Source organism: Variovorax sp. V15, from assembly GCF_041154425.1.
GTDB lineage: Bacteria > Pseudomonadota > Gammaproteobacteria > Burkholderiales > Burkholderiaceae_C > Variovorax > Variovorax guangxiensis.
Map to the genome: position 1 here is coordinate 4,986,863 of NZ_AP028659.1, position 20,205 is coordinate 5,007,067.

Here is a 20,205-nt window from a genome sequence, read left to right on the forward strand (position 1 = left end):
GAACCAGAGGCAGCTTCAGCCGAGCCAGACCCGGTACGACTGCCAGGTCGGGTCGAAGACCAGTTCCATCGTCGCAGCCAGATCCATGTCGTCCTGCAGCGATTGAGCCTGCGTGATCGCGCTGCCCGGATCGGTCACCTGGAAGTGGATGGTGCGCACGCCCTCCTCCAGCACCACGTGAGTGCAGCAGCCGGCCTCGTGCACCTGCAGCCGCGCAGTCAGCCGGTCTTCATAGCCGCGAGCCTCTTCCAGCTCCTCGCCCGATTCGACCGGAACCGCCACGGACAGGCGATGGCACAGGTCGGCACGGCCCACCAGCGCGGTGGCGCTGTCGTTGCGCATCACGATCATCTCGATCTCGCGGCCGTCCTCGGCCGTGCGCGTCGCGCTCACGCCCGACCAGGCATGCTCGCCCGGCGCGAACACGCCGGTGTGGCCCAGTTCGTCCCGCCAGCAGGCGTCGAACAGGGGGACGAAATCGTCGAGCGGCACGCCCTTGAAACCAGCCTGCGCATCAGCCTCCACGTAATCGACCGCGCCCACCTTCACGGCGAAGTCGTACTCGCCCAGGATGTGGTCGAGCATGATGAGGCTCATGTGGCGTGCGTGGTCCTGCATGTCCATCGGGATCGGCTTGGCGAAGCCGATCTCCAGCGCCACCCGCCCGCGGTAGGGCTCATGCTTGACCAGCACCTCGGAGCTCGCCAGTTCGAAGTTGTTCATGCGCATGCCGAAGCCATCGCTCGCGCGCTGGCGGAAGGCTTCCACCTCCACACGCGGCAGCCTGGGGCTGGACTGCACCAGCATCATCAGGTCCTCGAAGTCGTCCACCGAGCCATGGGCGGTCAGCACGAGCTTGAAGACGGGCGGATCGCCGGCCACCTCGGCCGCCAGCCTAGGGAAATGGGGCTCCAGCAGCTGGTTCAGCCCCTCCATCAGCTCACGGGCAGGCAAGGCCCGCAGGCTTTCGAGCCGGGTGCTCACGGCCTCCCAGAAGGCGGCGCAAGCCTCGGCGCGCGGATCGGAGTCCTGGACCGGCATGGGTTGGGTATCTTTCATGGAGTCGAGTCGAGGATGTCCTGCAGCCGCTGCACGAGCACGCTGCATTGCTCCCGCGTACCGATGCTGATGCGCAGGTACTGCGCGATGCGCGGCTGCCTGAAGTGCCGCACCAGCACCGCGCGCTCGCGCAGCGAGGCGGCCAGTTCGGCCGCATCGCGCTTCGGGTGGCGCGCGAAGACGAAGTTGGTCTGCGAGGGCAGCACTTCGAAGCCCAGGTCCTCGAGCTGGAGGGTCAGGCCCTCGCGGGTGTCGACGATCTTGCCGCAGGCCTCGCGGAACCAGGCTTCGTCCTCGAGCGCGGCGACGGCGCCCGCCGAGGCCAGCCGGTCGAGCGGGTACGAATTGAAGCTGTCCTTGACGCGGACCAGGGCGTCGATCAGGTGCGCCTGCCCGCAGGCAAAGCCCACGCGCAAGCCGGCCAATGCGCGCGACTTCGAGAGGGTTTGGACCACGAGCAGGTTGGGGTACTTGCGGATCAGCGGCAGCGCGCTCTCGCCACCGAAGTCGACATACGCCTCATCGACCAATACCACGCGATCGGGGCAGGCTTCGAGCAATTGCTCGATGCGCGACAGCGGCAGTCCGATGCCCGTCGGCGCGTTCGGATTCGCGATGACGATGCCCGCGCACCCCCGGCGCGCACGAACCGCGAGTGCATCGATGTCGATGCCCAGGCCCTCGTCCACGGGCTGCTGCTCGCAGGCAATGCCGTAGAGCTGCGCATAGACCTTGTAGAAGCTGTAGCTAACGTCCGGCATCAGCAGGGGGGCGGCCTGCTGGAAGAACGCGAAGAAGGCGTGCGCGAGCACCTCGTCGGAACCATTGCCGGCGAAGACCTCGCCGGGCTCCAGGCCATGCCGGCGGGCGACGGCCTCGCGCAGCGCGAGCGAGGTGGGATCCGGGTAGCGCTCCAGGCCGTCTTCGGCGGCGCGGCGGATGGCTTCCACCGCAACCGGCGATGGCGGATACGGGTTCTCGTTGGTGTTGAGCTTGACGAGGTTCGCGATGCGCGGCTGCTCGCCGGGCACATAGGGCTCGAGCGCGGCGATCCGGGGGCTCCAGAAGGCCGGTACCGGCTGCTGCTGTTGCTGGGTCATGGCTTCAGCCTTCGCTCAGCCGAGCAGGCGAGCCAGGGTCAGCAGGGCCAGCAGCACCATCCACATCACCACCGAGCGCCAGACAAGGCCCACGACGCTGCGCAGATGCCCTGGCTCGGGTTCGCGGCCCGGCGTGCTGCCGCTGTCGGTGCGGCGGCCATCGGCCAGCGATTCACCGGCCTGGGCGCGCGGCAGCGGGTCGGCAACCGGGATCGGCCGCAGCGAGCCGCCGCCCAGACGCACATTGACCGCTCCCGAGGTGGCCGCGAGGATCACCCCGTCGTTCTCGTTGGGAAAGCGTTGCGCGTCGTTGCGCCAGCAGTCGATCGCTTCCTCGAAGCTGCCGACCACCGCGAAGCCCAGCGCAGTGATGCGCGCGGGCAGCCAGTCGATGGCGTGCCAGGCGCGGTCTGCGGCCTCTTGCACCGAAACACTGGAAGGCTGGACCGCGGCGCCGTTCTTGTGTGCCCAGTAGCGCGAGACGAACTCGCTCATCCGGTAGAACACGGCGCCTGCGGGCCCGAGGCCGACGGCCGCGATGATCGAGAACCATGCGAGCACGCCGAACACGTGGCGGTGCGCGGCGATCACCGAATGCTCGATGACGTGGCGCACGATCTCGCTGCGCGGCAGATCTGCCGCGTCGACACCCTGCCAGTGCGCCAGCAGCGAGCGCGCCAGGGGCTCGTCGCCTTCGTCGAGCGCGTCGCGGATGTCGGTGAAATGGTGGCTGAACTGCCGGAAGCCCAGCGTGACGTAGAGCACCGCGATGCTCCAGAGCACCGCGAAAGGAAGGCCGAGCGTAAGTACCAGAAGCCAGTGCACGCCGAGTGCGCCAATCGTGGGCACGAATACAGCGAGCCCCCATGCGATCCATCCGTGATGCGGCTTGCCCGCGTCGAAGTTGCGGCTGGTCCAGCGCGTCCACGCAAGCACCGCGCCGTACACGGGGTTGTGCGGGCCCAGCGGCCGCACCTGCTCGATCAGCAGCGCGCACAGGATGGCAAAAAAGCTCATCCTTCGATGATAGCGAGAGCGCCTGAAGATTCAGGCCGCATTCAGGCTGGGCTCAAGCCGCCAGAAAACGGTAGAGATTGCGCAGCATGCCGGCGGTCGCGCCCCACACGAAGCGCTCGTCCGGGCCGTCCTGGTAAGGCATGGAGTACCACTGGCGCCGGGTGCCGTCGGGTGCTGGCACGGTGTGGTGACGATGATTGGCCGGATCCATCAGCCAGGCGAGCGGCACCTCGAAGGCATCGGCAACCTCGTAGGGGTTGATGGTCAGCTCGAAATCGGGCTGCACCAGCGCGACAACCGGCGTCACGATAAAGGAGGTCACGGTCGTGTACGTCGGCAGGCTGCCGAGCACCTCGATGTATCGGGCCGAGAGGCCGACTTCTTCCCAGGCTTCGCGCAAGGCGGCGGCGGCGATGTTGGCGTCTTCCGGATCGACGCGGCCGCCGGGAAAGGCGACCTGGCCCGAGTGGGTCGACAGGTTCGAGGTTCGCTCGGTGAGCAGCACGGTCGCGCCCTCCGGACGCTGCACGATCGGCACCAGCACTGCAGCCTGGGCCGGAACGCGATCGGTCATGCGCGGCTCGCGGCGCAACTCGGGCGTCCAGACGGGAGGGGTGGCGAAACGCGTGCGCAGCGCCTGTGCCGTCAGCTGCTCCGCAGCCACCGGCGGCAGTCCCTCGACCTCACCAGCCACGAAGGGCACCTTGCGCGGGTCGAATTGCATCAGCGTGGGCGGCGCCACGGCGTTGACGATTTCGGCGGAGGCGGCCTGCGGGGAAATGGATGAGTTGGTCAAGAGATGAAAGGTACCGGGGTCGGGGTTGAGTGAAACAGAGCGGAAGTAGAGCGGAAAAACGGAAAGTTGTCGCTGAGCGGGGGCAACAACGCAAAAAGCCGCCAGAACGGCGGCTTTTCTTGCACGACAGGAAGGCTGCTTTACGCGGCCGTCGCAGCCGTCGACTTGCTCGGCAGCTTTTCCTTGATGCGTGCCGAGCGGCCGCTGCGGTCGCGCAGGTAGTACAGCTTGGCGCGGCGCACATCGCCACGACGCTTGACCTCGATGCCGGCGATCAGCGGGCTGTAGGTCTGGAAGGTACGCTCCACGCCTTCGCCGCTGGAGATCTTGCGAACGGTGAAGCCGCTGTTGAGGCCACGGTTGCGCTTGGCGATCACGACGCCTTCGTAGGCCTGCACGCGCTTGCGGGTGCCTTCGACGACGTTCACGCTGACGATGACCGTGTCACCGGGCATGAATTCGGGGATGGTCTTGCCGAGACGGGCGATTTCTTCCTGCTCGAGGGTCTGGATGAGGTTCATGATTTCCTGAAATTCGATCGTGCCGGGCTACACAAAAGGCGCCTTTGGCTTCCATGGGAAGACCGGGCGCGGCCGGACAGAGGATCGGGTAACCCTGGATTATAGCTTTTTTTTCAGCGCGGCCTCATCGGCCTTGCCAAGACGTCCCGCCGCACGGGCCGCGTCGATGAGCTCGGGGCGCCGCCCGGCCGTGATGGCAAGGCGCTGGTCGCGCCGCCAGCGCTCGATCTGCGCGTGATGGCCCGAGAGCAACGGCGCCGGCACGCCCTGCCCGTTCCATTGCTCGGGCCGCGTGTAATGCGGGCAGTCGAGGAGGCCGTCGAGTGCCGGATTGAAGCTGTCCTGCACATGGCTGGCCTCGTCCCCGAGCACGCCCGGCTGCAGCCGCGCCACCGCATCGAGCAGCGCCATGGCCGCGATCTCGCCACCGGAAAGCACGAAATCGCCAAGGCTGATCTGGTGGGTGACGCGCGCATCGATGAAACGCTGGTCGATGCCCTCGTAGCGGCCGCACACCAGCACGGCGCCCTCGCTTGCCGACCAGCGCTCGACCACCTCGTGCCGCAGCACCTCGCCGATGGGAGAAAACAGGATGACCGGCGCTTCGGTTCCACGCGCGGCCAGCGCCGCGTCGAGGCAGTCGGACAGGGGCTCGGCCATCATGACCATGCCGGGACCGCCGCCGAACGGCCGGTCGTCCACGCGCTTGTAGTTGCCCTGCGCGAAGTCGCGCGGATTCCACAGCACCACTTCGACCTGCTTCGACTCGTAGGCGCGGCGCGTCACGCCGCTGGCCATGAAGGGCGCGAAAAGTTCGGGAAAGAGCGTGAGAACGTCGAAGCGCATGCCGCGCGGGGCGCCGGTCAGTAGTCCGGCTGCCAGTCGACGGAGATGAGGCGCCCGGGCAAGTCGACCTTGTCGACGAAAGCCGAGACGAAGGGCACCATCCGCTCGATGGCCTTGCCGCCTTCTTCGGCGGCAAGCACCAGAGTGGTCTGCGGGCCGGTTGCGAGCAGCTCGCGCACCGTGCCGAGCGCCACTCCTTCGCGGTTGACCACGGACAGGCCGATCAGGTCGACCCAGTAGTACTCGTCGTCGCCGGCCGTCGGAAAGCTGGAGCGCGGCACGAACACGCGCGCGCCGCGCAGCGCCTCGGCGGCGTTGCGGTCGGGCACGTCCACGGACGTGGCGACGATGCAGTCGGAATGTTCCTTGGCTTCGCGGATCGCGAGCCGGAAGGCTGTGCTCGCCGAGGCTCCGGGAGCCTGCAGGAACCAGCGCTTCGATGAGAAGAGCGCCTCGGGCTGGGCGCTGTGGGGCAGGACCTTGAACCAGCCCTTGATGCCCCAGGCATCGGCGATGCGCCCTACTTCGATCGCATCCGCCGGCAATTCGGCGGCTTCGAGTGCGGGGAGCATCGCCGTGCGGGCGGCTTAGGCCGCCGCCTTGGGAGCTGCGGCTGCAGCTTGCTTGATCAGGCGCAGAACGGTCGGCGAAGCTTGTGCGCCGACGCTCTTCCAGTACGCCAGGCGGTCCTGGGCGATACGGATGCTTTCTTCGTTTTCCTTGGCGATCGGGTTGTAGAAGCCCAGACGCTCGATGAAACGGCCATCGCGGCGAACGCGCTTGTCCGACACGACGATGTTGAAGAACGGACGGCCTTTGGAGCCGCCGCGGGAGAGTCGAATGACGACCATGATTTATCCTTGGGTGGTCAGCAGGCCTCGTGGATTGGAAAAGGCCCGCTCACAATGTTCTTCCAGCGTCGAGACACGCGACTGGCCACCCGGCCAGCGACACGCTGAAAAGCCCGCGATTATAGCCCGACCCGCGTTTTTATCCGAATTCCGGCCTCACGCCATCCGTTTCACCCGCATGCCCCTCGCCATCCGCCCCTGCACCGAAGCAGACATCGCGGCCGTCACGGCCATCTACGCCCACCACGTGCTGCACGGCACCGGCACCTTCGAGACAGAGCCTCCCTCCCCCAACGACATGGCCGCCCGCCGCGCGGACGTGCTCTCCAGGAACCTGCCGTACCTGGTTGCCGAGGAAGACGGAAAAGTGTTGGGTTTTGCCTACTGCAACTGGTTCAAGCCACGCCCCGCATACCGTTTCTCTGCAGAAGACTCGATCTACGTGTCGGAGTCAGCACGCGGCAAGGGTCTGGGCGCCAAGCTGCTGGCGGCGCTGTCGCAGGCAGCCGAGGCAGCGGGCGTGCGCAAGCTGATCGCGGTGATCGGCGACTCGGCCAACGCGGGCTCCATCGGCGTGCATCGCAGCCAGGGCTTCTCGCACGTCGGCGTGCTGAAGGACTGTGGCTGGAAGTTCGGCGAATGGCGCGACGTCGTATTGATGGAAAAGGTGCTCGGCGAAGGCAGCACCACCAGACCCGAATGAAAAACAAGACCGTTGCCGCCTGGCTCTCCTTCCTCGGCGGCCCCCTGGGGCTGCACCGTTTCTACCTGCGCGGCATGGGCGACTGGCTCGGCTGGCTGCTGCCCATTCCCACCGCGCTGGGCGTCTACGGCATCGAGCGCGTGCGCATGTACGGCGTGGACGACGGATTGAGCTGGGCGCTGATCCCGCTGCTGGGCTTCACCATCGCCGGCTGCGCGCTGATGGCCATCGTCTACGGCCTCATGACGCCCGAGAAGTGGAACGCCCGCTTCAACGCCAGCGCCCCGGCCGATGCCGAACCCGGCCGCACCAACTGGTTCACCATCGGCGCCGTCGTGCTGGCCCTCTTCTTCGGCAGCACGATCCTGATGGCCAGCATCGTCTTCAGCTTCCAGCGCTACTTCGAGCACCAGATCGAAGAGGGGCGGAAGATTTCGCAGTAGCCGCCGTCAGAACAGCTGCATGCTGATCCAGTAAGCAATAGCCGCCACGAACGCCGAAGCCGGGATCGTGAAGATCCAGGCCCAGACGATGTTCCCCGCCACGCCCCAGCGCACCGCGCTCGCGCGCTGCGTGGAGCCCACGCCGACGATGGCGCCGGTGATGGTGTGGGTGGTCGACACCGGAATGCCCAGCGCGGTGGCCAGGAACAGGGTCAGCGCGCCGCCGGTCTCGGCGCAGAAGCCGCCCACGGGCTTGAGCTTGGTGATCTTCTGGCCCATGGTCTTCACGATGCGCCAGCCGCCGAACATGGTGCCCAGCGCGATCGCGGCATAGCAGCTCACGATGACCCAGTTCGGAGGCGCCGATTCGCCGGCGGAAGCGTAGCCCGTGGCGATCAGCAGCATCCAGATGATGCCGATGGTCTTCTGCGCGTCGTTGCCGCCGTGGCCCAGGCTGTAGGCGCCGGCCGAGACCAGCTGCAGCCGGCGGAACCAGCGGTCGATGCGCGACGGAGTGGCACGGCGGAAGCCCCAGGCCACCACGACCATCATCAGCGAGCCCAGCAGGAAGCCCAGCAGCGGGGAGACAAAAATGAACGCCACCGTCTTCCAGATGCCGGAGGCGACGAGGCCGCTGGTGCCGGTCTTGGCGATCACGGCGCCCACGATGCCGCCGATCAGCGCATGCGACGAGCTGCTCGGAATGCCGTAGTACCAGGTCACGAGGTTCCAGCTGATGGCGCCGACGAGCGCGCCGAACACCACGTGCACGTCGACCACGCCGGGCTGGGCGATGCCCTTGCCCACCGTGGCGGCCACGCTCAGATGAAAGATGAAGATCGCGACCAGGTTGAAGAAGGCCGCGAAGACCACGGCCTGCCCCGGCCGGAGCACCCCGGTGGAGACCACCGTCGCAATCGAATTGGCGGCGTCGTGGAATCCGTTCATGAAGTCGAACAGGATCGCCAGAGCGACCAGCACCACAACCACCCAGAGGGCGACCTGAACCGTTGCCATCGGTCGCTGCCCGCTTACGAATTCTCGAGGACGATGCCCTCGATCACGTTGGCCACGTCCTCGCACTTGTCGGTGATCGTCTCCAGCAGCTCGTAGATCGCCTTGAGCTTGATCACCTCGCGCACGTCGGGCTCCTCGCGGAACAGCTTGCTCATGGCGCTGCGCATCACACGGTCGGCGTCGGACTCGAGGCGGTCGATCTCCTCGCAGGTCTTGAGGGTGGCCTCGGCCACCGCCGGGTCGGCGATGCGGCCGAGGAACTTCACGGCGTCCTTCAGGCGGTCGCAGCACTTCACGCTCAGCGAGGTGAGGCGCACGATTTCCTCGGTCATGTGGCGCACGTCGTACAGCGCCATGGTCTCGGCCGAGTCCTGGATCAGGTCGGCCACGTCGTCCATCGTGTTGATGAGCTTGTGGATCTGCTCGCGGTCGATGGGCGTGATGAAAGTCTTGTGGATCAGCCGGTTGACGTCGTGCGTCACGCGGTCGGCGGCGCGCTCGGCGTTGTCGACGTCGCGGTTGTACTGCTCGCGCAGGTGCACGTCGCTGTAGTTGGTCACCAGTTGCTCGAACGCCCGCGCCGCCTCGACGATGCGCTCGGCGTGCTGGTTGAACATCTCAAAAAAATTCCCCTCGCGGGGCAGCAGCTTGCCGAACATGGGTGGCGCTCTCCTGGGATCTCGGGACTTGCCTGCCACAAGCGTGTGACAGCGTGATGAAAAACCGTGCAAGTGTACCGGGAGGGCGGTACCGGGCCGGCCGGGCGGGCTCTCGCCCGGCCGCCGGTCAGCCGCGGATGCGCTCGATGACCTGGTCCGAAACCCGCGCCAGCGCCGCGCGCGGCACCTTGTCGGGGGCGATTTCGGCCAGCGGCTTGAGCACGAAGGCCCGCTCCCGCATGCGGGGATGGGGCAGGCTCAGCTTGGGCGTGTCCTTGACCGAATTGCCATGCATCAGCAGGTCGAGGTCGAGCGTGCGCGGCGCGTTGGGAAAGGGCCGCTCGCGGCCGGCCTGCTCTTCGAGCAGCTGCAGCTCCGAAAGGAATGCCTCGGCCGTCAGGCCGGTGCGCACCGCCACCACGGCATTGATGTAGTCGGGCCCCGAGGATTCGATGGGCGCGCTGCGGTACAGCGACGAGCGCGCCGTGACCACGGTGCGCTCGATGGCGCCGATGGCCTCCATGGCCGCCTTCACCGCCGCCTGGGCGTCGCCCAGGTTGGCGCCGATGGCGATGAAGGCCTGCACGGTCGGGTAGTCCTCCTTCGGACGGCGCGCAGGCGAACCGCCAGAGGGCCGGGCCGGAGGGCGCTTCGCGGGTGGCATCGCAGCGCGCTTGCCCGCGGGAGCGCGGGGCGCCCCCCCTTTCCTGCCGTCGCCCCTGGGCCGGTCGGGCTTGTTCGTCATGCGCCTGCAGCGCTTGCGCCGCCCTCACCACCGCCGCCACCTCCGGTGCGCGGCTTGCGCCGGCGCCGGCGCTTGCGCGGCGCCACGGCTTCCCCATCGGGCGGCACGGCCGCGGTCTCGACCTCGTCGCCCTCGTCATTCCGGCCCGCATCGGCGGCGCGGCGTCCCGCCGGCTCGCCGCGCGGCTTCGGGGGCTGGGGCGTCTCGCGCACCCGCACGCGCTGGCGCACCTTCTGCTCCTCGCGCACCTGCTCCAGCAGATCGGTGCGGCGCACGTCGTCGGCGGTGCTGAATTCCTGCCACCACTCGGCAATGGCTTCGCTCACCTCGCCCACGTCGGCGCGCAGGCGCATGAAGTCGAAGGCGGCGCGAAAGCGCGCCTGCTCGACCAGGCTGTAGGGCGTGGAGCCGGTGCGCTTGTCGAAGCGCGGCTGCATCATCCAGATCTCGCGCATGTCCGCCGCGAGCTTGCCGCGGCCCGACACGTCGCCGATGCGCGCATTGAACACGTCGTCGATGGCGTCCTGCAGCGCCGGGAACGGCGGCTGCGCGCGCTGGCCGTTGCGGCCTTCCTGGCGCTGGGCCCAGCCGTCGCGCACGTCGGCCCAGAGCACGCAGGCCAGCAGGAAGCTGGGCGCCACGGGCTTGCCCTCGCCCACGCGGCGATCGGTGTCCTGCAGGGCGGCCTTCACGAAGGGCTGGTCGGCGCGCTCCACCACCACGTCGAGCAGCGGATAGATGCCGCGCGCCAGGCCGAGCTTCCTGAGCTGCTCGACCGTGGCGATGGCGTGGCCCGTCTGCAGCAGCTTGAGCATCTCGTCGAAGAGACGGCTCTGCGGCACGTCGGCCAGCAGCTTGCTCGACTCGACCAGCGGGGCGGCCGTCTTGGCCTCCAGCTTGAAGCCCAGGGCCGCGAGCTTGGCCGAGAAGCGGATGGCGCGGATGATGCGCACCGGGTCTTCGCGGTAGCGCGTGGCCGGGTCGCCGATCATGCGCAGGGTGAGCTTCTGGGCGTCCTTGATGCCGTTGTGATAGTCCACCACCACCTGGTTGGCCGGGTCGTAGTACATGGCGTTCACGGTGAAGTCGCGGCGCGCGGCGTCTTCTTCCTGCGGACCCCAGACGTTGTCGCGCAGCACGCGGCCGCTGGCGTCCACCGCGTGCTTCATGCTCGCGAGCTCGCCCTTGCTGGTGCGCTCGTTTCCGGCCACCTGCTCGGCGGCGGCGTTGTCCATGTAGGCGCGGAAGGTCGAGACCTCGATCACCTCGTGCTCGCGCCCGCGGCCGTACACCACGTGCACGATGCGGAAGCGCCGCCCGATGATGAAGGCGCGGCGAAAAAGCGCCTTCACCTGCTCCGGCGTGGCGTTGGTGGCCACGTCGAAGTCCTTGGGGCGCAGGCCCAGCAGCAGGTCGCGCACCGCGCCGCCCACCACATAGGCTTCGTAGCCTGCCTGCTGAAGCGTCGTCACCACGTTCTTCGCACGCTCGTCGACCAGGGCCGGATCGATTCCATGGACCTCGGCCGGCACCTCCTGGCGCTTGCCGAAGCGGCTCTTGCCCTGCGTGCCGCCGGCACCCTTGCCGAGCAGCTTGTCGATGAATTTCTTGATCATTTGTTGTTGGAAGCCTTGTTCGCTCTTCTATTCGTTCTCGAGCATGGAGCGGATCAGCGGAATGGTGATCGCGCGTTGCGTCTGCAGGGCGTAGCCGTCGAGCTGCGTGAGCAGCTCCATCAGGCTGCCGAGGTCGCGGCTGAAGCGGTGGAGCATGTAGTCGAGCACGTCGTCCGACAGCATCACGCCGCGCGCGTCGGCGGCCTGGCGCAGCACCGCGCGGCGTTCGCTTTCGCTGAGCACCTGCATGTGGAACACATGGCCCCAGCCGAGGCGGGTGCGCAGGTCCTCGCGCAGCGGCAGGTCGGCCGGCGGCAATGCGCCGGCGGCGACCACGCCGCGCTGCAGCGTCTGGGCGTTGACGAACCAGTTGAAGGCCGCGTGCTGCTGCACGGCGGTGTAGAGGTGCACGTCGTCGAGCAGGACGGCGCCCCAGCGCTCGTCGAACTCGGGCGGCTCCAGCAGACCGGCGTGCAGCCAGCCCACGCTGGCGCCCTGCTCGCGCAGTGCGACACGCACCGATTCGAGCAGATGGGTCTTGCCGCTGCCGCCGTCGCCCCACAGGTAGGTGGGCACCGGCGAGTGCAGCGCGGGGCTGCCGGCGCCGCCCACCCACACTTGCAGGTGCCGCAGAGCCGCCTCGTTGGGGCCGGCGAAAAAGGCGTCGAAGCTGGGGCCCGTCGCAATGCCGATATCGAGCGCGAGCTGTTTCATCCCGGGAAGGTTCATGGAGGGGGCCGCGGGGGCCCTTAAAATCATCGGGAATTCTATCGGCCCGGCCACCATGGTTGCCGGCGCCCCTTCCGCCCCACCCTTCACGTCCTTTCGCGTCCTTCCCGACACCGACCACCCATGACCTCCTCCACGCCCACCCCGCTCAGCTACAAGGACGCCGGCGTCGACATCGATGCAGGCGACGCCCTGGTCGACCGCATCAAGCCGCTGGCGAAGAAAACCCTGCGCGAAGGCGTGCTGGCCGGCATCGGCGGCTTCGGTGCCCTGTTCGAGGTGCCCAAGCGCTACAAGGAGCCGGTGCTCGTGAGCGGCACCGACGGCGTGGGCACCAAGCTCAAGCTGGCCTTCGAATGGAACATGCACGACACGGTCGGCATCGACCTGGTGGCCATGAGCGTCAACGACGTGCTGGTGCAGGGCGCCGAGCCCCTCTTCTTCCTCGACTACTTCGCCTGCGGCAAGCTCGACGTGGACACGGCCGCTGCGGTCGTCGGCGGCATCGCCCGCGGCTGCGAGCTCTCGGGCTGCGCGCTCATCGGCGGCGAGACGGCCGAAATGCCCGGCATGTACCCGGCCGGCGAATACGACCTGGCGGGCTTCGCGGTCGGTGCGGTCGAGAAGTCGAAGATCCTCACGGGCCAGAACGTCAAGCCCGGCGACGTGGTGCTGGGCCTGGCCTCGGCCGGCGTGCACTCCAACGGCTTCAGCCTGGTGCGCAAGGTGATCGAACGCGCCGGCACTGATTTGCCCGCCACCCTCGACGGCAAGCCCTTCCGCGAAGCCGTGATGGAGCCCACCCACCTCTACGTGAAGCCGGTGCTCGAGGCGCTGGGCAAGCACCCGATCAAGGCGCTGGCCCACATCACCGGCGGCGGCCTGCTCGAGAACATCCCGCGCGTGCTGCCCGAAGGCACGGCCGCCCACCTCAAGAAGGGCAGCTGGCCGCAGACCGAGCTGTTCGCGTGGCTGCAGAAGGTGGCCGGCATCGACGACATCGAGATGAACCGCACCTTCAACAACGGCATCGGCATGGTGGTGGTCATCGACGCCGCCGAAGCGGCCGCGTGCGCCGCCACGCTGCGCGCCGCCGGCGAGACGGTGCACGAGATCGGCGTGATCGCCGAGCGCGGCGAAGGCGCGGCCGTGGTCGTCGGCTGACCGCCGGCCGCTGCGTCCACTTTTTTCGAAGAACAGAGCACGCACCCGCACCGGATGGCCAACAAGCCGCAGCCCTCGCCCATCGCCTCATCGGCGTCCTCCGCCATCCGCCCCGCCGCCCCGCGTGGCGTGACCATCGCCAGCTACCTGCTGATGCTGGGCGCCCTGATGCTGGTGATGTGGGAGCACCTGCTGCCGGGGCTGCTGTGCGTTTGCATCGGCTTTCTCGTCACGCGCTGGTTCGCGCGCCTGCTCGCCTCGGGGCTGGGGCGCATCCCGGCGCTGGCCAGGCGGCCCGGCAGCGCCCAGGGCTGGGCCGGCGTGGTGGCCGTCACGGTGGTGCTGCTGGCGCCCATCGCGCTGATCACGCTGGGGCTGTCGCAGGCCCGCGAATACATCGTCGATGCGCCCGACCAGTACCGCGAGCTGCTCGACTACACCGCGCGCACCGTGCTGGAGCTGCGCTCCAAGCTGCCGGTGGAGATCGCCGTCTACCTGCCCGAGGGCGCGGCCGAGGTGCAGCGCGTGATCGCCAACTACCTGCGCGCGCAGGCCGGCTCGCTGGCCGTGGCCGGGCGCGCGTGGCTGCACGGCATCCTTTTCTCGTACGTGGGCCTGATCATCGGCAGCCTGGCCGCCGTGGCCCACGCGCCGCTGCAGCGCCTGCCGCTGGCCGAACAGCTGCACCGGCGCGTGCAGACTTTCGGCGAGGCCTTCGCCCAGATCGTGGCGGCCCAGTTCTGGATCGCGGCCTTCAACACGCTGCTGACGGCCATCTTCCTGCTCTTCGTCATGCCGCTGTGGGACGCGCACCTGCCCTACACGCCGGCGCTCATCACCCTCACCTTCCTGGCCGGACTGGTGCCGATCGTGGGCAACCTGGTCTGCAACTCGGTGATCACGCTGGTGGGGCTGTCGGTATCGCCGGTCACGGCCGCGGCCTGCCTGATCTTCCTGATCGTGATCCACAAGGCCGAGTACGTCATCAACGCCAAGGTGGTGGGCGCGCGCACGCAGATGAGCGTGTGGGAGCTGCTGGCGGTGATGTTCGTGGCCGAGGCGGTCTTCGGGCCCGCGGGGCTGGTGGCGGCGCCGCTGTACTACGCGTACCTGAAGAAAGAGCTGCAGGCGGCTTCGCTGGTCTGACGGGCTTGCGCCTCGCCGATGTCCTGATCTGATCGATTCCGGTCCGGCGCCGAGCGGACCGGAAGCTGGCGTGCCGCAAGAATGAGCGGCATCATCCACTCCGCTCCCGCCCGCGAGCCCCGCCATGAAAACCTGTCTGATAGTGATCGACGCCCAGGAGTCGTTCCGCCAGCGCGCCTACTGGAACGAAAGCCAGGCCGCGCCCTACTTCGCCGCGCAGAACGCGCTGATCGAAGGCGCCGCCGCCGCGCGCCTGCCCATCGTGCGGGTCCTCCACACCGACGAGCCCTCAGACGCCAGCAACCCCTTCGCGGTCGAATCGGGCCATGTGCGCCCCATCGGCGGGCTGGCCGCCTTCGACGCGGCCGCCACCTTCACCAAGCACCGCCACAGCGCGCTGGTGAACAGCGGACTGGACGTGTGGCTCACGCAGAACGGCATCGGCCGGCTGATCGTGAGCGGCATCCGCACCGAGCAATGCTGCGAGACCACCACCCGCCACGCTTCCGACCTGGGCTGGGAGGTGGACTACGTGACCGACGCCACCCTCACCTTCGACATGAAGCATCCCGACGGCAGCCCGCTGGCCGCCACCGACATCAAGGCCCGCACGGCCGCCGTGCTGCATGGCCGGTTCGCCACCGTCTGCACCGTGGCGCAGGCGCTGGAACGGGCAGTGGCATGAGCGACAGCGCCAGCCTGCGCGTGCTGATCCTCGCCTTCGACGGCGTGGAAGCGCTGGACTTCGCCGGCCCCTTCGAGGTGTTCACCACCGCGAGCCGGGTCAGCCAGCGGATGCGGCCGGACTCGGCGGCACCGTTCGAGGTCGCCTCGGTAGCGCTCGCCGCCGCTGGCCAGCCCGTACAGGCGCGCGCCGGCCTGCAGCTGCTGGCGAACCACGCACTGGCCGGCAGCCCGCCAGCCGACGTGCTGATCGTCCCCGGCGGCGTGGTCGACGTGCCGATGGCCAGCCCCGAGACGCTGCGCTGGATCGCCCGCGCCGCCGCCGAAGCGAAGATCGTCGCGTCCGTCTGCACCGGTGCCTTCCTGCTTGCCGCCAGCGGCGTGGCGACGAACGACGCCGTCACCACCCACTGGGAAGACATCGCCGATCTGCGCGAGCGCTTCCCCTCGCTCGACGTGCGCGAGGGCGTGCGCTGGGTCGACAACGGCCGCATCGTCAGCTCCGCGGGCATCAGCGCCGGCATCGACATGAGCCTGCATCTCGTCGAACGGCTGGCCGGGCTCGAACTCGCCGAGCGCACCGCACGCCAGATGGACTACGAATGGAACCGCAGCAACCCGAGCCCGCCCCCATCCGCGTAGTCTTCGTCCTTCTGCCCGGTAGCCTCGTGCTCGACTGGGCCGGGCCGGCGGAGGCGCTGCGCATCGCCAACCAGCGGCTGCGCGCGGCGGGGCGGGCCGAGCGCTTCACCATCGAATTCGCCAGCCCCCGGCCGACGGCCATGGGCTCGGTCGGCGTGGCGCTCGCGGGGCTCTTGCCGCTGCCCACGACGTGGAACGGCCCCGGCTGGGTCGTGCTGGTCGGCCTGCCCGGCGACGCCATCGCCATCGACAACCCCGAGACGCAGGACCTTCTGCACTGGCTGCGCGGGCTGCGCTTCGAGCGCGGCCGGCTGGAGCTGGTGACGGTCTGCGCCGGCGCCGTGCTGGCCGCGCACGCCGGGGCGCTGGCGGGACGTCGCGCCACCACGCACCACCATCACCTGGGCGAGTTGCGCGAGGTGGAGCCGCGCTGCGAGGTGGTGAGCAACCGCGTGTTCGTGATCGATCCGCCGCTCTACAGCAGCGCGGGCGTGACCACCGGCATCGACCTGATCCTGCACCGCATCGGCGAGCTGTGCGGCGAGGCGCTCGCGGCGCAGGTCGCGCAGTCGATGGTGATGCCGCTGCGCAGGGGGCCACACGATCCGGAGCTGTCGCCCTTCCTCGCCCATCGCAACCACCTGCACGCCGCGCTGCACCGCGTGCAGGACGCCGTGAGCGAGCGGCCGCAGGCCGACTGGAACGTGCCGCGCATGGCCGAGGTGGCGCATACCTCGGCGCGGCACCTCACGCGGCTGTTCGTCGAGCATGCGGGCGTGGCGCCGCTGGCCTACCTGCGGCGGCTGCGGCTCGCGACGGCCCAGCTGGCGCTGGCCTCGGGCGCGAGCGTGACGCGGGCGGCGGAGCAGTCGGGCTTCGGCTCCGACACGCAGCTGCGCCGCGCATGGCACCAGTTCGGGCTGCCGGGATCGCCGTCGGAAGCGGGTTCGTCTTCCCGCACCTGAGCCTGCTCAGTGCCAGACGCCCGCGGGCGCCGGCCCCGGCACGCGCAGCAGCCTGTCGTCGCCGATCTCCAGCAGCCGGTTGGCCGCGTAGCTGTTCTGCGAATCGGGCTCCAGCGCGGCGCTGACTAGCGGCGACAGCGGCTGCGCCAGCGACACGTAGAAGCTGCCCGGCTGCACCACCGCACGGCCATGGCGCAGCCGCACGCGGAAGCTGCGGATCGCCTCGCCGTCCTCGATGGCACCGCGCGCGTCCTGCCGCTGGCCGTCGGCCTGCGAGAGGATCTCGTAGCGCTCCACCGACCATGGCGCCGCGTTGTCGATGCGCTCCACGCGCACGCCCAGCATCTGCAGGCGCTGCACGGCCACGGTCTCGCTCGAAGCGAGCAGGTAGCCGCAGGGGCGCGGGCGGGCATTGACGATCTTCAGCGGCTCCGCGGCGCGCCAGTCGACGTCGATGGCCTTGTCCTCGCCGGTCTTCGCATCGAGGAATTCGAGGCGCTGCTTCGTCGGCGTCTGCCAGGCCTCGACCACCAGGTCGCCGCGGCAGGCGTCGGTCCTGGCGCGCTGGCCGGCCTGCGCGGTGAGCTGCATCAGCGCCGGCCCCTGCTTCGCGGCCGTCTCGATGACCGTCGTGGCGGCCAGCACCTGCGTGTGCACGCGGCGCGCGAAATGCGCCCGGCCCAGCCCCACGCCGCGCACCTCGAGCAGCAGGCTCACGGCCTGGTGCAGCGCGCTCACGTTGCGGCCGGTGTCGGGCTGCACGCCGCCCATCGACACGGTGCGGTCGTCCGCCTTGCCGCCGGAAGTGGTGTGGTACTTGAAGCCCTGCAGGCCCGCGCGCGAGAAGGCGGCCTGGATGGCGTCGACGTAGTCGCGCTGCGCGCTCGCGGCGATGGCGGCGTCGAGGTTGCCCACGGTGGCCGGCTGCAGCAGGCCGTCGTACTTCATGACGGCGCCGAACTTGTCGATCCAGCGGCCGCCGACGGTGAACTCGTGCAGGTCGAGCACCACCTGCGGCGCGTAGCGCAGGGTGGCCGCCGCGATCACGCGGGCCTCGGGCGTGCGCAGCAGCAGGTGGTCGCGGTTCACGTCGATGCCGTTGGCGGTGACGCGGGTGAAGCGCTCGGCGCCGTCGGGGTTGCCGCGCGGCACCAGGACCAGATTGACCTTCTTCAGCAGCGCCGAGCCCGGCTCGGAGGCGAACTGCTGCGCCAACGCCAGCACCGCCTCGCCGCCGGCCGGCTCGTTGCCATGCTGCTGGCCGATCACCATCACCGTGGGCCGGGCCGGGTCGACGCGGCCCTGTTCGGCCAGCACCACCAGCGGCATCTCGCGGCCCTGCTGCGACGTCCCGATGCGCTCGACGCGCACGTTGGGCGACTGGCGCGCCAGCTCGTCCAGGAAGGCCAGCACTTCGGCATGCGGGGGGAAGTCGGTGCGGCCCGGGCGAAAGCCCGGCGTGGCGTAGCTCACTGGCGGATCGGGAAAGCGCGCGGCGATGGTCGGCGGCTCGGTCCACACCTTGGCGGGATCGAACTGGGCCAGGGCCGAGGCGGTCGGCAGCAGGGCCAGGCCGGAAACGCACAGCAGGCGGAGGGAGGGGGTGCGCAGCATGGCGCGCATTGTCCTCCGGCGCGACTCGCAGCAGATTCAGGTGCGGTTCAGTTCAAGCGCGCCCTCTCCTTCCAGAGATACCGCGGAACCGGCTCCCCCAGGCCGCAGGCATCGCCCCCGGAAGGGAGTTGGCGCAGCGACACGAAGCGCGCGAAGCCTGGGCGCGAGTCAAGTACAAGCCCGGGCGCGCGCCAGCAGCAGCGCACGTTCGCGGGTGTTGCGCGTGAGCGCCGCGGCGCGGTCGAACTCCCGGCGCGCCTCGTCATGGCGGCCGAGCTTGAAGAGCAGGTCGCCGCGCACGGTCGGCAGCAGGTGGTAGCCCTTGAGCGCGGGCTCGTCCAGCAGCGCATCGGCCACCTCCAGCCCGGCCGCCGGGCCGAAGGCCATCGACAACGCCACCGCGCGATTGAGCTCGACGATGGGCGACGGCGTGAGTTCGGCCAGCGCATCGTAGAGCGCGGCGATGCGCCCCCAGTCGGTTTCGCCGGCGGTGCGCGCGCGGCCGTGGCAGGCGGCGATGGCGGCCTGCAGCGCGTAGGGGCCAAGCGCGCCGCCCAGCGACTCGGCCCGCGCGAGCGCAGCGAGGCCGCGACGGATCAGCATCTGGTCCCAGCGCGCGCGGTTCTGCTCCAGCAGCAGCACCGGCTCGCCCGAGGGCCCCATGCGCGCGGCGGTGCGCGAGGCCTGGATTTCCATCAGCGCGACCAGCCCGTGCACTTCCGATTCCTTCGGCACCAGCTCGGCCACGATGCGGCCCAGGCGCAGCGCCTCTTCGCAAAGCGCGGGGCGCATCCAGTCGTCGCCGGCGGTGGCCGAGTAGCCTTCGTTGAAGACCAGGTAGATCACCTCCAGCACCGAGGCCAGCCGCGCCTCGAGTTCGTGCCGGCGCGGCACCTCGAAGGGCACGCGCGCCTCGGCCAGGGTGCGCTTGGCGCGCACGATGCGCTGCGCCACCGTGGCCTCGGGCACGAGGAAGGCGCGCGCGATCTCGTCGGTGGTCAGGCCGCCCATCACCCGCAGCGTGAGCGCCACCCGCGCCTCGGTCGAGAGCACCGGGTGGCAGGCGGTGAACACCAGCCGCAGCAGGTCGTCGCCGATGTCGTCGTCGAGCGCGGCATCGACTGCCTCGGCGAAGTCGTCCTGCGCCATCTCGTGCCGCGCGTCGAGCTCGCGGCCGATCTCGCCGGACTTGTACTCGGCCAGCTGCAGATGGCGCAGGCGGTCGAGGGCGCGGCGCTTGGCCACGGCGGTGAGCCAGGCGGCGGGGTTGTCGGGCACGCCCGATTCGCTCCATTGCTCCAGGGCCGAAACCAGCGCGTCCTGGGCCAGCTCTTCGGCCAGCCCCACGTCGCGCACCATGCGCGCGACAGTGGCGATGATCTTCGCGGACTCGATGCGCCACACCGCCTCGATGGTGCGGTGGATGGCGGCCGTGTCCACGCGGCCCCCGGCCTGGCTCATGCGCCGGTCTTCTTCACCGTCTGCATCGACGTGAATTCGCCGGCCACCGCCTGCACGTCGGCCGGAAAGTCTTCCATCTCCTGGATCTGGCGCACCTCGATGACTTCGTTGTCGCCGCCGGGGCAGCGGCTGGCCCATTCGATGGCGGCGGCGCGCGAGGGCACGTCGATGATCCAGAAGCCGCCCAGCACCTCCTTCGCCTCGGCGAAGGGGCCGTCGACGACCTTGGGCTTGCGGTTCCTGAAGCTCACCCGAGCGCCCATGGAGGGCGGGTGCAGGCCGTCGCAGCTGACCAGCACGCCGGCCTTCTGCAGCGACTCGTTGTAGGCCATCATGGCCGACACCGCCTCGACGTCGTCGGGGATGGTGCCGGGCGCGGCGGTCTCGTAGCCGTGGGGAATCATCAGCAGCATGAATCGCATGGTGC

The 20,205-nt window shown here is 69.3% G+C and carries 23 protein-coding genes; 7 read left to right on the forward strand and 16 right to left on the reverse strand.

All coding sequences use genetic code 11. The features are described from left to right. Positions 1–15: 15 nt before the first annotated feature. The 8 genes from ACAM57_RS23845 to rpsP form a co-directional block, all read right to left on the reverse strand. Positions 16–1,059 carry a hypothetical protein gene (locus tag ACAM57_RS23845; RefSeq protein ID WP_369659203.1) on the reverse strand — a complete coding sequence of 348 codons (1,044 nt, stop codon included), beginning with the start codon at positions 1,057–1,059 and terminating at the stop codon, positions 16–18. Further along, a complete protein-coding gene (gene hisC / locus ACAM57_RS23850) occupies positions 1,056–2,159 on the reverse strand; it encodes a histidinol-phosphate transaminase (protein ID WP_369659204.1) in 1,104 nt (367 codons plus the stop codon). The genes ACAM57_RS23845 and hisC overlap by 4 nt, the downstream gene beginning before the upstream one ends. A 15-nt stretch (positions 2,160–2,174) precedes the next feature. Further along, the gene (locus tag ACAM57_RS23855; RefSeq protein ID WP_126022740.1) at positions 2,175–3,176 is read right to left on the reverse strand and encodes a CobD/CbiB family protein; all 1,002 of its coding nucleotides are present in this window, start codon (positions 3,174–3,176) and stop codon (positions 2,175–2,177) included. Between the two features lie 52 nt (positions 3,177–3,228). Then, positions 3,229–3,972, reverse strand: coding sequence for a CoA pyrophosphatase (locus tag ACAM57_RS23860; RefSeq protein WP_184635635.1), 744 nt, complete (start codon positions 3,970–3,972; stop codon positions 3,229–3,231). A 140-nt stretch (positions 3,973–4,112) separates the two neighbouring features. Beyond that, positions 4,113–4,493: a 50S ribosomal protein L19 gene (gene rplS / locus ACAM57_RS23865; protein WP_026346370.1), complete on the reverse strand. Its 381-nt coding sequence runs from the start codon at positions 4,491–4,493 to the stop codon at positions 4,113–4,115. Between the two features lie 99 nt (positions 4,494–4,592). Then, positions 4,593–5,339, reverse strand: coding sequence for a tRNA (guanosine(37)-N1)-methyltransferase TrmD (gene trmD / locus ACAM57_RS23870; RefSeq protein WP_184635634.1), 747 nt, complete (start codon positions 5,337–5,339; stop codon positions 4,593–4,595). 17 nt (positions 5,340–5,356) lie between these two features. Continuing rightward, a complete protein-coding gene (gene rimM / locus ACAM57_RS23875; protein ID WP_184635632.1) occupies positions 5,357–5,911 on the reverse strand; it encodes a ribosome maturation factor RimM in 555 nt (184 codons plus the stop codon). A 15-nt stretch (positions 5,912–5,926) separates the two neighbouring features. Continuing rightward, positions 5,927–6,190 (reverse strand): 30S ribosomal protein S16, encoded by a 264-nt coding sequence (gene rpsP / locus ACAM57_RS23880; protein ID WP_028259818.1) that lies wholly within the window; start codon positions 6,188–6,190, stop codon positions 5,927–5,929. A gap of 178 nt (positions 6,191–6,368) precedes the next feature. On the opposite strand from rpsP, the gene ACAM57_RS23885 reads away from it, so the two are divergent. Both ACAM57_RS23885 and ACAM57_RS23890 read left to right on the forward strand, forming a co-directional pair. Next, positions 6,369–6,893: an N-acetyltransferase family protein gene (locus tag ACAM57_RS23885; protein WP_369659205.1), complete on the forward strand. Its 525-nt coding sequence runs from the start codon at positions 6,369–6,371 to the stop codon at positions 6,891–6,893. Further along, the gene (locus tag ACAM57_RS23890) at positions 6,890–7,336 is read left to right on the forward strand and encodes a TM2 domain-containing protein (RefSeq protein WP_184635628.1); all 447 of its coding nucleotides are present in this window, start codon (positions 6,890–6,892) and stop codon (positions 7,334–7,336) included. Before ACAM57_RS23885 ends, ACAM57_RS23890 begins: the two co-directional genes overlap by 4 nt. Positions 7,337–7,342: 6 nt before the next feature. Here the strand turns inward: ACAM57_RS23890 and ACAM57_RS23895 are convergent, their stop codons facing one another. The 5 genes from ACAM57_RS23895 to hda form a co-directional block, all read right to left on the reverse strand. Further along, entirely contained in the window at positions 7,343–8,353 is a 1,011-nt protein-coding gene (locus ACAM57_RS23895; RefSeq protein WP_126022732.1) for an inorganic phosphate transporter, read from the reverse strand. Between the two features lie 14 nt (positions 8,354–8,367). Then, positions 8,368–9,012 carry a DUF47 domain-containing protein gene (locus tag ACAM57_RS23900; RefSeq protein ID WP_126022731.1) on the reverse strand — a complete coding sequence of 215 codons (645 nt, stop codon included), beginning with the start codon at positions 9,010–9,012 and terminating at the stop codon, positions 8,368–8,370. 127 nt (positions 9,013–9,139) lie between these two features. After that, the gene (gene folK / locus ACAM57_RS23905; RefSeq protein ID WP_221297380.1) at positions 9,140–9,757 is read right to left on the reverse strand and encodes a 2-amino-4-hydroxy-6-hydroxymethyldihydropteridine diphosphokinase; all 618 of its coding nucleotides are present in this window, start codon (positions 9,755–9,757) and stop codon (positions 9,140–9,142) included. Beyond that, positions 9,754–11,373 carry a polynucleotide adenylyltransferase PcnB gene (gene pcnB, locus ACAM57_RS23910; protein WP_184635626.1) on the reverse strand — a complete coding sequence of 540 codons (1,620 nt, stop codon included), beginning with the start codon at positions 11,371–11,373 and terminating at the stop codon, positions 9,754–9,756. The genes folK and pcnB overlap by 4 nt, the downstream gene beginning before the upstream one ends. A 27-nt stretch (positions 11,374–11,400) precedes the next feature. Beyond that, positions 11,401–12,087 carry a DnaA regulatory inactivator Hda gene (gene hda / locus ACAM57_RS23915; protein WP_301506698.1) on the reverse strand — a complete coding sequence of 229 codons (687 nt, stop codon included), beginning with the start codon at positions 12,085–12,087 and terminating at the stop codon, positions 11,401–11,403. Between the two features lie 138 nt (positions 12,088–12,225). On the opposite strand from hda, the gene purM reads away from it, so the two are divergent. From purM to ACAM57_RS23940, 5 genes are all read left to right on the forward strand, one after another. Further along, positions 12,226–13,266, forward strand: a complete 1,041-nt coding sequence (gene purM / locus ACAM57_RS23920) for a phosphoribosylformylglycinamidine cyclo-ligase (RefSeq protein WP_176664526.1) — start codon at positions 12,226–12,228, stop codon at positions 13,264–13,266. A 54-nt stretch (positions 13,267–13,320) separates the two neighbouring features. Beyond that, positions 13,321–14,412 carry an AI-2E family transporter gene (locus ACAM57_RS23925; protein WP_369659206.1) on the forward strand — a complete coding sequence of 364 codons (1,092 nt, stop codon included), beginning with the start codon at positions 13,321–13,323 and terminating at the stop codon, positions 14,410–14,412. Positions 14,413–14,536: 124 nt separating this feature from the next. Beyond that, positions 14,537–15,097 carry a cysteine hydrolase family protein gene (locus ACAM57_RS23930; RefSeq protein ID WP_369659207.1) on the forward strand — a complete coding sequence of 187 codons (561 nt, stop codon included), beginning with the start codon at positions 14,537–14,539 and terminating at the stop codon, positions 15,095–15,097. Next, positions 15,094–15,738 (forward strand): DJ-1/PfpI family protein, encoded by a 645-nt coding sequence (locus ACAM57_RS23935; protein ID WP_369659208.1) that lies wholly within the window; start codon positions 15,094–15,096, stop codon positions 15,736–15,738. The genes ACAM57_RS23930 and ACAM57_RS23935 overlap by 4 nt, the downstream gene beginning before the upstream one ends. After that, positions 15,699–16,703 carry a GlxA family transcriptional regulator gene (locus ACAM57_RS23940; protein WP_369659209.1) on the forward strand — a complete coding sequence of 335 codons (1,005 nt, stop codon included), beginning with the start codon at positions 15,699–15,701 and terminating at the stop codon, positions 16,701–16,703. Before ACAM57_RS23935 ends, ACAM57_RS23940 begins: the two co-directional genes overlap by 40 nt. A 6-nt stretch (positions 16,704–16,709) precedes the next feature. Here the strand turns inward: ACAM57_RS23940 and ACAM57_RS23945 are convergent, their stop codons facing one another. From ACAM57_RS23945 to ACAM57_RS23955, 3 genes are all read right to left on the reverse strand, one after another. After that, positions 16,710–18,317 (reverse strand): M14 family metallocarboxypeptidase, encoded by a 1,608-nt coding sequence (locus tag ACAM57_RS23945; RefSeq protein ID WP_369659210.1) that lies wholly within the window; start codon positions 18,315–18,317, stop codon positions 16,710–16,712. Positions 18,318–18,485: 168 nt separating this feature from the next. Then, the gene (locus ACAM57_RS23950; RefSeq protein ID WP_369659211.1) at positions 18,486–19,778 is read right to left on the reverse strand and encodes an RNA polymerase sigma factor; all 1,293 of its coding nucleotides are present in this window, start codon (positions 19,776–19,778) and stop codon (positions 18,486–18,488) included. Continuing rightward, positions 19,775–20,200 (reverse strand): YciI family protein, encoded by a 426-nt coding sequence (locus tag ACAM57_RS23955; protein ID WP_369659212.1) that lies wholly within the window; start codon positions 20,198–20,200, stop codon positions 19,775–19,777. The genes ACAM57_RS23950 and ACAM57_RS23955 overlap by 4 nt, the downstream gene beginning before the upstream one ends. Between the last annotated feature and the right edge of the window lie 5 nt (positions 20,201–20,205).

What these genes read in the sequence shown, in the direction of transcription:
- rimM (WP_184635632.1), bottom strand. Translation starts at nt 5,911, where the DNA reads ATGCTCCCCGCACTCGAAGCCGCCGAATTGCCGGCGGATGCGATCGAA.
- hisC (WP_369659204.1), bottom strand. Translation starts at nt 2,159, where the DNA reads ATGACCCAGCAACAGCAGCAGCCGGTACCGGCCTTCTGGAGCCCCCGG.
- ACAM57_RS23885 (WP_369659205.1), top strand. Translation starts at nt 6,369, where the DNA reads ATGCCCCTCGCCATCCGCCCCTGCACCGAAGCAGACATCGCGGCCGTC.
- ACAM57_RS23930 (WP_369659207.1), top strand. Translation starts at nt 14,537, where the DNA reads ATGAAAACCTGTCTGATAGTGATCGACGCCCAGGAGTCGTTCCGCCAG.
- pcnB (WP_184635626.1), bottom strand. Translation starts at nt 11,373, where the DNA reads ATGATCAAGAAATTCATCGACAAGCTGCTCGGCAAGGGTGCCGGCGGC.
- hda (WP_301506698.1), bottom strand. Translation starts at nt 12,087, where the DNA reads ATGAAACAGCTCGCGCTCGATATCGGCATTGCGACGGGCCCCAGCTTC.
- folK (WP_221297380.1), bottom strand. Translation starts at nt 9,757, where the DNA reads ATGACGAACAAGCCCGACCGGCCCAGGGGCGACGGCAGGAAAGGGGGG.
- ACAM57_RS23925 (WP_369659206.1), top strand. Translation starts at nt 13,321, where the DNA reads ATGGCCAACAAGCCGCAGCCCTCGCCCATCGCCTCATCGGCGTCCTCC.
- ACAM57_RS23895 (WP_126022732.1), bottom strand. Translation starts at nt 8,353, where the DNA reads ATGGCAACGGTTCAGGTCGCCCTCTGGGTGGTTGTGGTGCTGGTCGCT.
- ACAM57_RS23900 (WP_126022731.1), bottom strand. Translation starts at nt 9,012, where the DNA reads ATGTTCGGCAAGCTGCTGCCCCGCGAGGGGAATTTTTTTGAGATGTTC.
- purM (WP_176664526.1), top strand. Translation starts at nt 12,226, where the DNA reads ATGACCTCCTCCACGCCCACCCCGCTCAGCTACAAGGACGCCGGCGTC.
- ACAM57_RS23955 (WP_369659212.1), bottom strand. Translation starts at nt 20,200, where the DNA reads ATGCGATTCATGCTGCTGATGATTCCCCACGGCTACGAGACCGCCGCG.
- ACAM57_RS23855 (WP_126022740.1), bottom strand. Translation starts at nt 3,176, where the DNA reads ATGAGCTTTTTTGCCATCCTGTGCGCGCTGCTGATCGAGCAGGTGCGG.
- rplS (WP_026346370.1), bottom strand. Translation starts at nt 4,493, where the DNA reads ATGAACCTCATCCAGACCCTCGAGCAGGAAGAAATCGCCCGTCTCGGC.
- ACAM57_RS23940 (WP_369659209.1), top strand. Translation starts at nt 15,699, where the DNA reads ATGGAACCGCAGCAACCCGAGCCCGCCCCCATCCGCGTAGTCTTCGTC.
- ACAM57_RS23890 (WP_184635628.1), top strand. Translation starts at nt 6,890, where the DNA reads ATGAAAAACAAGACCGTTGCCGCCTGGCTCTCCTTCCTCGGCGGCCCC.
- ACAM57_RS23845 (WP_369659203.1), bottom strand. Translation starts at nt 1,059, where the DNA reads ATGAAAGATACCCAACCCATGCCGGTCCAGGACTCCGATCCGCGCGCC.
- rpsP (WP_028259818.1), bottom strand. Translation starts at nt 6,190, where the DNA reads ATGGTCGTCATTCGACTCTCCCGCGGCGGCTCCAAAGGCCGTCCGTTC.
- ACAM57_RS23935 (WP_369659208.1), top strand. Translation starts at nt 15,094, where the DNA reads ATGAGCGACAGCGCCAGCCTGCGCGTGCTGATCCTCGCCTTCGACGGC.
- ACAM57_RS23950 (WP_369659211.1), bottom strand. Translation starts at nt 19,778, where the DNA reads ATGAGCCAGGCCGGGGGCCGCGTGGACACGGCCGCCATCCACCGCACC.
- ACAM57_RS23945 (WP_369659210.1), bottom strand. Translation starts at nt 18,317, where the DNA reads ATGCTGCGCACCCCCTCCCTCCGCCTGCTGTGCGTTTCCGGCCTGGCC.
- trmD (WP_184635634.1), bottom strand. Translation starts at nt 5,339, where the DNA reads ATGCGCTTCGACGTTCTCACGCTCTTTCCCGAACTTTTCGCGCCCTTC.